Source organism: Vibrio sinensis (assembly GCF_003605645.1).
GTDB classification, from domain to species: Bacteria; Pseudomonadota; Gammaproteobacteria; order Enterobacterales; family Vibrionaceae; genus Vibrio; species Vibrio sinensis.
On the sequence record NZ_QVMU01000030.1, the window covers coordinates 44,125 to 52,733 of the forward strand.

The following is an 8,609-nucleotide window of genomic DNA, read 5'->3' on the forward strand; positions in this document are numbered from 1 at the left end:
TCTTGTTGTTCATGTCACCACACATATTTTCCCATTCAGGCATATGGTAACGGGGGGGAGGATTAAGGAATGCATCTGAAACCTCCCATTTAGGGCAATTAGGGGAGGTTTTATTGTTGTATTTTTGGTCGATTAGGCTGTTTTTATGTGTTCTGACTGATTGTTAGTTGCTTCTTCCTGCTGAATCTTTTCAAGTTGACGCTTATGGGTGATGTTCCTGATCACCATTTCCACTGAAGCGTTAAGCGCAAGTGCTCGCATGGCTCTCGTGCTTGCAACGTACAGTAGGTTGATCTCATCATCCCGTGCATCAGGTTCTAGCTCGGGGTCCAAAACGTCAGGGAAGTCATCAAATAGTTGGACATAATCCCACTCCAGTCCCTTTGCTCTATGGCTGGTAGACACAGTGACATTTGCAACCAATTCGTCTTTTACGGTGTTAAGGCGTAATATCGCAAGATGTTCAGGAAGATCTTCGTAGGCTTCGATAATTGCCATCGCTCTAAACATCTCGTTGTCTTGAGTCGCACGAGCTATCTCGGTGAACTCTTGATAGTCCTCATAATCATTAAGTATCTGCTTGTTTTTGACACGTTCTCTTTCTTCTCGTGAGAACCAAAAGATATCTTCCAGATAGTCGATTTGGTAAGAATCTATACCACCAGCCCAAAAAACTTTATGTCCCGCGCCTGTGTAGCCCAAAGCAGTTTGAATAACTCCCATTACCGTGCGGTGTAACACAGCATGATGTCCGATATTTTGAGGTAGCATCATAAGAACCTGATCTTTAGCTCCGCGCCCAATTACCGGCTTGGTCTCTCCTTTAAGTTCGAGAAGGGCATTGGCAACCATCGCTACATTAGGTCCAAATCGGAAACTATGTGTGAGGTAGAGTTGATCTGCGTTCGAGAAGCGGGGGTTATTCATCGCATCATTTGCACCTCTGAAACGATAGATTTGCTGGTGGACGTCTCCAACAAGAATAGTCCTTGAGCGCTGCCTAATTACAATGTCACTAGTTACTGGGTTTGCGTCCTGTGCTTCATCAAAGAGGATTACCTGGTATCTCAATGATAGATTGGGGTGAGATAATTGGTACAGCTTTAAGTATCCATCATGAACCATAGGGAAAGGATCTTGAGGCTCACACATTCTCTTCCAAATATCTTCTGCACTTTGAACGACTTCTATTACGTATCTCTCTTGCTTTGTTGTTAGTAGTAAGCCAGTATCAGCTCTTTCGAAATGGTCATATAGAATCTGGTCATCTGCGCTGCACATAAATGCATTTAGCGTATCCAGGCAGTCTCTTGCAAGAGTCCAATTTTTAGTGTTCAACGCTTGTGCTATATCGGTAAGGCGAATGTTCCCCACTAATTTGTGCGCAAACATACGTCCAACAGATGCGAATGCTAGTTGATGAGAGGTTTTGCACGTAACATTTCGGGGAAACTTTTCCGCTGCTTCATCTCTTATCGCTCGGTTGTACGCGATATACAGCATTCTTAGCCGAGGGTTAGCAAGAGCATATTTGATGAGGGTTGTTGTCTTTCCCGTGCCAGCATAGGCCCTAACTATCAGTTGGTTTCCTTGATAGTTGGTGATTCGGGCTTGCTCTGGGGTATCAGGTGGTAATGTTTTGTTCATCGCGTGTACTTCACTATGGGAACGCCCCGGAATAAAATCCGGGGCTTACGATGGAATTAGTTGGACGTTTCTTTAAGGTCACGAACTAGCCGCAGATATATATTAGATTGTGCTAACGATGCGAACTCAGTTCCTTCATTGAAATCAATAACTCGCGCTTTCAACTGAGGGTTAACCTTGCTGTCAGGAGTGTTTGACCAATAAAGTACTTTTGGAGTGCTTTTGAATACCTCCAATCTGATCGCAGGAGCTGAGCATGACCTTTCGACAATGGAACCAAGCTCTTTAATGTTGGGTAGTCTCCAGTCAGAGTACCCTAGTAAATTGCTGCTGTTAGCGTCGTCCACAGCTAGTAACGCATCAGACCAAGTAGGAAATGATTTAAGAGTTCCAATGCAGTTATCGGCACTATATCTTTGCCCCATAGTGCAAGTGGTCCACATCAAGCCTGTTGCGGCGTCAGTAACTGTGCCGTCTTTATGTACTGTAAATTGCTCTATATTGGTGGTGGGAGCGATAATATCTGGCTTACAAGTCTGTGCGTAAGTTTGAGTTGATATCCCTACAAGACAAAGAATGCTTGCCGCAACGGTTAGTTTGGACTTCATCACTGTTTCCCTCCTCTTGCTAAACGAATGCTCGCCGAGTTGCTTTGTTTATGACACAACTTAGCTTGTCCATTGCTTGAGTCCATACACCATGCTGTACCTTCACCATTTGAACTCGGGGTTCCAGACCAAATCGGTGCGCCACCTTCGTAGTTATAGAAATAGTCGGTATCGAGCAGTGTTTGACTGTTTTCATAATTGGCAATAGAACGTAGCTCTTCAATGGAAGGTAATCGCCAATCTTTATAGCCACAAACGGCTAGCTCGTTGGCCGCACGAATGTAGTCATCGGTACTACATGATGTGACTTTTACATAGCCAGCGTTATCTGTCGTAGGGAACGCGCATTGTGCCTTATTGTGAACAGGAGCATTACGGTTTTGGAATTCTAGTGAAGCGCCACCAGCACTGCCACCGTCATTAGTTCTATCTTTGCTGTACCAGGTGTATAGGTAGTTTTTAGCTTGCCAGTTTTGATGCCAGTGATAGTAAGGGTAAGGAACATAATCCTTTGAGCTTGGGTTTCTGCTGGCACTCCAAGCATCATTTACTAGGGCTTTGAATTCTGCTTCCGAAAGTGAAGATGGAATATCAGTAATTGCATCACCTTTGTTTTCCCAGACGATCCCTGTTCGGTTATCCAAGACACATGACCATGCCGTCGCTGTATGAGGAAGGTGGTTTCCGGAAACGTCTAATTTTGTAAAAGAGAAACCTGCATAACCATCTAAGTAGTTTGGTGAGTCAGTATCAGCGCCAAATTCAGCATCTTGCCCAGGAAGATCATTAGGTGCGCCTTGGGCATCGAAGTCATTCCCATTTACATATCTGGTGACGCCAGTATCGTTTAACACTAAGTCTCCAAGGATAATAACACTGGTCTCAAACTGTTTGCTGAGTGTGGCATTGTTAGCCTCGGTAAGTTTAATTTTTATTGTTTCACCGCCTTCGGGAACGTCATCTTGAACAATATTTAACTCAAGAAACTGCTCAGTAGTTCCAGCCGGGAAAACAATAGTGCTGTCACTGATGACACTATAATCTTGGCCGTTAATAGCTAATCCACTGAGTTCGTAACTGACGCTTACATCTTTTCCTGATGAAGTGTTTAGTTGTAGCGGAATTTTAACGCGACCACTTCCTTCTGATGTGGTTCTGATTTCTGAGGTAAATGATATTTCTGGAGAGGAGTCATCATTGGTGATTGTTACGGTAGCAGTATCTCTCTCTATGCTGGAGGCACCAGAAACATCGAAAATTTGAACGGAGAATGTTTCATCATCTTCATCCTTTACATCACCAATGATAGGGATGATCAAATCAACCCGAGTAACGCCATCTTGAAGCTCAAATTCTCCAACAGTTTCCAGGTAATCTTGATCTGATAATGCAGTTCCAGGGGTAGTTCGGTATTTACCTTTAATTACACCATCTTTACCACCGCTACGAGTAACACGCACTTTGGCATCACTGTTACCTGAATTTCCTTCTTTTATCGAGATGTTATCAATTTTAATAGAGCCAGATTTTGTTCCTGGGTTGGTGTTTGTATTGGAACTACTTCCTCCATCTTCTCCACCGGGACCACATCCGCTTAATGCTGCAATCAAAGCAATTGCCAATGCTGAACGTTTCATTAATGTATTGCCCTCTTTAATTAGACCTGTTTGAGGTTTCCAGTCTAATAGGGTAGGTGCATAGATTATGACTCTGTATCAGCCCATTTTGGGCAAATACGTCGCAAAGGTTAGATACTTCGTGAAATGGTCCATTTTGGGCAGTTTGGGAGTGGAAAAATGGAGTAACGAAAAGGAAAATCTAATCGTCAATTTGGTTTCGCGCTGAAAGATGCTCAAATCTCTGACCAGTCCTTCGACTAGACCGCCCTGTGAAAAAGGTGTTTTTATCTAAACCAATATGTTTCGTGTAAACCGGAGCGATGTTAGGTAATCAGGGCATCCTATAAACTCGCTCTATTGGAGTTGACATGAAAAACCTATCTAATGACGTAACTTTTGCCTCTAAAGAGGCTGCAAATTCATTTGCTGATAACCTTTCCTCAGTTTTGAAACAAGACCATAGCATCTCGCTCAAACCAATAAAACTGCTTCACGCCACGGCTAAATGTCTCGGGTATAAAAACTGGAATCACTGGTGTGGCTCTGCATTTAGCTCCAAATCTGATCTCATGTATTTATCAGGTGATAATGGGGATGATGAATTCTTTGTTTCTCATGAGGAGCGCACTCCAATTCAGTTCTTAGATGCGTCTTGTATTGATGAAGTTAGAGCTAACGATAGCGAAATAGCTTATTTATGTGGTAGTAAGGTGCTGTCTACACTAGAAAAAGCTATCGAGTATATGAGGCCGGATGACGAGTACGACTTCCATATCGAAAACTATGGAGGTGTGATCCATTCATTTGTTGTTGCCAAGCGTTTTATGATGACTCACGAAGAGATCGCGGAGCGAGCAAAGTTATCCATTTTATCGCAATTAAAGCGTGAACCTGATTCTTATGAACTGAAAAAACAATCTCAGCTTGATTATTTTGGGGTCTATGATAACCCTCGTCTTAATACACTTTACTACCGTCTCGATAATGCCATTGGTGCTTTTTTTAATGAGGAACTGGAGCACAGCATTGGCTTTCACTATTTTTCTCCCGTGGAGCAATTCGCTTACTTTGATAGTGAAGGCAATCATAAGGTAATGGATCGAGATGAGCTTATGGAATTTTTAAGTTCTATTGAAGGAAACATCCCTGTATTGGCTGGTGTTTACAGACCTCTCTTTGGATAGGCTCCACTATCAAATTGCGTAATTACCAACCATCCGGAAATTCCGGATGGTTGGATTTTGAACAGATGGATTTTGGTTCCCTCATAGATGAGGGAACCAAATTTATGTGCGTGAATGTATCAGTTCTCTGCCTGATTGCCCTCAACGGGCAGTTCTACAGTGTGTCATTTGATATGTACTTGCTATCATTCTGGGGTCATTACGATTTCGCGCTGAAATATGCTCAAGTCCTTGACCAGTCTTTTGACTAGACCGCCCTGTGAAACAGGTGATTTTATCTTTGCAAATGTCTAACCGTGTTAATGCAGATTCATTTAACTGGGGGCTTGGCAGGTAATCAGGGCAACCTTTCATAGATACCCCGTTAATTTGGAGTTGCTTTAATATGAAAACTACCACGATATCGTTTGGCTCGAAATCAAACGCTGAATATCTCGCAAGAAAACTGTCATCAACATTGAAAGATGATTTTAATGTTTCGCTGAAACCAATCAAACTCCTTCATGCACTAGCTAAGGCTCAGGGTTATAAAAATTGGAACCACTGGGCTGGGGCTGGGCTTTCTGAAAATACAGATCAAGCTTTAACTGAGCGACCACCTATCGCTTATGACTTAGATCTTCCTGTGCCTTTTTTAAAACGAGCTCCGGTTGATGCGAATCCTGACGCGGCAACATCCTATATAGTTGAAATATTGGATATTAATCTTTTTGACTCAGTACGAGTTATGTCAAACGAATTATCCGCCGAGCTTTGTGAGAGGAGAAGAAAAGCATACTCGGAAAACCCCAGCATCACAGCAGGTTCAATGACTGTGTACACAGTGGTTATAACAGGCAAACGCTACACTAATGGACGCGGAGGTTATTGGTACTATGACCCTGAGGTTAAGTATTTTCACCTTCCAAAGGATTCTGATTCAGGTACTTTTGTCACTGAAAAATATTTGAATGAATTGAGGAGCGTTCAGTCCAATACAGTTGTCGAAATGATGCCGCCTGAATACGATGGTTTAGGTCATGCTGTTATTTGCGACAAGTGTGGTTTGAATTACGTGCCAAACTTGGCTGAGGATAGAGTTCTACATCATCAGTTCTGTACTCTATTGTCTTCTGCTAGTGAGTATTTCGGGAGACCTTTGTTTACTTATGAAATGTTTGAAAAGGCCAAATCCGTTCAATTGAACGATCCTAATCCAACTATCGCTGACCAAGCTGCTTTATATAAAAACAAATTGTGGGGATATTTTTCTCGCTCAGTGCAAGCCTGGATGAGGCAACGTGATTTTAAGGAACATCCTCCCTTTTTTGTTTACTCACAAGCAATGATAGCTTCGGACTTGGATGATGGTCACGTGTCTCATGATGTAGCTCAGTATGTTGCTAAAGATATGGGAATTGAGCATCTTGAACAATCTCCAGCAATGCCAAGCGGCTCATCGTATTGGGCTATTGACGACAACATCTAACAATCCTTAAAAGCATCAGTTGTTCGGTTTAACCGAACAACTGATATCAATTTCTTCTGTCTTCGTTTTACGTTGAATCTTCTTTATTTAACTTTTTGGGAGCTATCTGCTCTATTTGTCGGCCAGCGAACGTGCCAAGGATAGTTGAGCTTTGTTTGTCCGAGCGTTGCTTTCTCTCCACTGCGGCCACAAACGAAGCGATCTGTCCAGCCTTGAAGGGTTCATCTTGTACCACGATGATCGGCAACGGAGCAGTCATGGTTTTCTGCCCAGAGAGTTTTACCACATTGGCCGCTGGCTGTACTTTCACATCCCGACGAATTCTCAGTGTCATATCAGGGGCGCTGGCGACTTTCTTGATGAGCTGGGTCAGGGGCAACTCGTTCTCAGGGTTGGCTCGCTCCAGTTCTTTGATCATTTGGCTTATTAGTACTGCTTTGTCCGGTTGGTGCAAAGCATCTTTTCTCTGCCAACTGAACTTCACTGATTTGACGTCCGCATCGACTAGGCAGTGGATTTGTCTGTAGAGATGTTTTGTCATGACGCCGGGGCAGTTGTCATGGATTTCCTTGAACCGTGCTTGCCGGGTTTCGTTTTCAGTGATCACCAACTCCTCGATGTCTGCCTTGCCTTTGTTGATGCTATGTATCAACTGAACAATCTCAGCGCTGTTAGGGTTAGAGGGCAGTAGGTGGATCACGCCAACATACCGTCTGGCAGATTTCTGCGAGTAGGGGTGTTTGATGTGCAAGTCCATGTAGCCTTCACCCGCCAGCTTCATAGCGGCCATGCCGGAATGGTGTTCGGGCATGATGAGCTTTATTACTTCATGCTCATTGCCTTTATGTACTGGAGGTATCCGGCTTACTATCGCCATGCTTGGCATAGTGCTCGTTAGTAGTTTGTTCAGACGAGACAGATTAAGTGTCACGTCATCAAAGAGCGTTTTTATCTGTCTCATCATTTATTCCTTGCGTTGTTCTGACGGATCATTGATTACATTTTAGCCGTTTTTAGACCATCATGCAAAGTGGGTATAAGCCTCGGTCGTCGCTAACGCTCCTCCTTCGGCTTTGTTGAGCCGGGGCTCGCCCCCGAATTTAGAAAGAGAAAGATAAATAGAGAAAAAGAGAGGTCTAGCAAGGTGGTTAGGGGTGAGGTGTACTTTCAGTTTTCTCGGTGGTGGAGGGGATTGGAGCTGTATCCTATGTTGCATGATGGTCTAAATTGCTATGTTTATGGGATTATATTATGATACTGTGAGTTGAGTTAAACAGAGGGGAGAATGAATGTCGCAAGTGCATAGCGAAATCCGCAAGGCAGTTCAGGTAATAGAGGCGGCTAGATATCGTATGGGTGTTGCCGAGTTTGTTTATACATTTATCGACCACTGGGCATATCAGCAGACCGGGCTGTACCCTCCATCATCAAAAATGCCAAAAGAACTGGAACCTACGGCTATCGAATTATCGCATATCTTGAGTGCGGCCATGAGAAACTATCCTGGTATTGACGTTCTCGGCATGTTTTTCTCCGAGTGTGGTTACTACAAACAAGGACAAAACTTCTTTCCTACTCCACCAGAGCTGGGGCGTTTACTCGCAGCACTCGTAGGATCGCCTAGTGACCATCACAATCAAGAACTTTCTTTCTATGAGCCATGCTCCGGCACTGGAGCGATTGCGATGAAGTGGATAATGGAGAAGATTCATAACAACGATAAAGAAACGTTGGAGCAAAGCGTTTTAGTGCTTGAAGATGTTGATCGTACTATGTGTAAGGCAGCGTTGATTCAGATTATTAATCTTCTAAGTAACCTTGAGGTGAAGGTTAAAAGGTTGAGTATTAATGCTGTTGATGTACTCAGCCGTGCGCCCAAAGGCTTAGTGTATATCCTTGAGCCTCAACCTTTAACCTATCTAGATAAAGCAGGTTAAGCACTGATGAATCCCCTAATGATTTTTATCAAAATCATTAAGTTAAGGTAGATACACATCTTGTCATATGATCAAATGGTTTCGCCAAAAATCAATAATCAGACAACAAAATGTGCGAACTCGATATTTTACACGACTCTCTTTAC

At 43.3% G+C, this 8,609-nt stretch carries 7 protein-coding genes; 3 read left to right on the forward strand and 4 right to left on the reverse strand.

Annotated features, from left to right (window positions below; all coding sequences use genetic code 11):
- Nucleotides 1–132: 132 nt before the first annotated feature.
- Genes DZ860_RS20845 through DZ860_RS20855 form a run of 3 tightly spaced genes read right to left on the reverse strand, consistent with a single transcriptional unit; the run spans nucleotide 133 to nucleotide 3,892 of the window.
- The gene (locus DZ860_RS20845; protein WP_120034888.1) at nucleotides 133–1,647 is read right to left on the reverse strand and encodes a UvrD-helicase domain-containing protein; all 1,515 of its coding nucleotides are present in this window, start codon (nucleotides 1,645–1,647) and stop codon (nucleotides 133–135) included.
- A 56-nt stretch (nucleotides 1,648–1,703) separates the two neighbouring features.
- The gene (locus DZ860_RS20850; RefSeq protein WP_053309112.1) at nucleotides 1,704–2,255 is read right to left on the reverse strand and encodes an Lcl C-terminal domain-containing protein; all 552 of its coding nucleotides are present in this window, start codon (nucleotides 2,253–2,255) and stop codon (nucleotides 1,704–1,706) included.
- Nucleotides 2,255–3,892 (reverse strand): Lcl C-terminal domain-containing protein, encoded by a 1,638-nt coding sequence (locus DZ860_RS20855; protein WP_120034890.1) that lies wholly within the window; start codon nucleotides 3,890–3,892, stop codon nucleotides 2,255–2,257. Before DZ860_RS20855 ends, DZ860_RS20850 begins: the two co-directional genes overlap by 1 nt.
- A 350-nt stretch (nucleotides 3,893–4,242) precedes the next feature.
- Here DZ860_RS20855 and DZ860_RS20860 point away from each other — a divergent pair, with 350 nt between their 5' ends.
- Both DZ860_RS20860 and DZ860_RS20870 read left to right on the forward strand, forming a co-directional pair.
- Complete coding sequence (locus tag DZ860_RS20860) at nucleotides 4,243–5,058, forward strand: hypothetical protein (protein ID WP_120034892.1); 816 nt, start codon at nucleotides 4,243–4,245, stop codon at nucleotides 5,056–5,058.
- Between the two features lie 385 nt (nucleotides 5,059–5,443).
- Complete coding sequence (locus DZ860_RS20870; protein WP_032073039.1) at nucleotides 5,444–6,526, forward strand: hypothetical protein; 1,083 nt, start codon at nucleotides 5,444–5,446, stop codon at nucleotides 6,524–6,526.
- A 67-nt stretch (nucleotides 6,527–6,593) separates the two neighbouring features.
- Here the strand turns inward: DZ860_RS20870 and DZ860_RS20875 are convergent, their stop codons facing one another.
- On the reverse strand, nucleotides 6,594–7,487 hold the full coding sequence (locus tag DZ860_RS20875) for a DNA replication terminus site-binding protein (RefSeq protein ID WP_104975154.1): 894 nt from the start codon (nucleotides 7,485–7,487) through the stop codon (nucleotides 6,594–6,596).
- A 328-nt stretch (nucleotides 7,488–7,815) separates the two neighbouring features.
- Between DZ860_RS20875 and DZ860_RS20880 the strand changes: the two genes are divergently transcribed.
- The gene (locus tag DZ860_RS20880) at nucleotides 7,816–8,463 is read left to right on the forward strand and encodes a restriction endonuclease subunit M (protein WP_133305459.1); all 648 of its coding nucleotides are present in this window, start codon (nucleotides 7,816–7,818) and stop codon (nucleotides 8,461–8,463) included.
- The last annotated feature ends 146 nt before the right edge of the window (nucleotides 8,464–8,609 follow it).

What these genes read in the sequence shown, in the direction of transcription:
- DZ860_RS20870 (WP_032073039.1), top strand. Translation starts at nt 5,444, where the DNA reads ATGAAAACTACCACGATATCGTTTGGCTCGAAATCAAACGCTGAATAT.
- DZ860_RS20845 (WP_120034888.1), bottom strand. Translation starts at nt 1,647, where the DNA reads ATGAACAAAACATTACCACCTGATACCCCAGAGCAAGCCCGAATCACC.
- DZ860_RS20875 (WP_104975154.1), bottom strand. Translation starts at nt 7,487, where the DNA reads ATGAGACAGATAAAAACGCTCTTTGATGACGTGACACTTAATCTGTCT.
- DZ860_RS20855 (WP_120034890.1), bottom strand. Translation starts at nt 3,892, where the DNA reads ATGAAACGTTCAGCATTGGCAATTGCTTTGATTGCAGCATTAAGCGGA.
- DZ860_RS20880 (WP_133305459.1), top strand. Translation starts at nt 7,816, where the DNA reads ATGTCGCAAGTGCATAGCGAAATCCGCAAGGCAGTTCAGGTAATAGAG.
- DZ860_RS20860 (WP_120034892.1), top strand. Translation starts at nt 4,243, where the DNA reads ATGAAAAACCTATCTAATGACGTAACTTTTGCCTCTAAAGAGGCTGCA.
- DZ860_RS20850 (WP_053309112.1), bottom strand. Translation starts at nt 2,255, where the DNA reads ATGAAGTCCAAACTAACCGTTGCGGCAAGCATTCTTTGTCTTGTAGGG.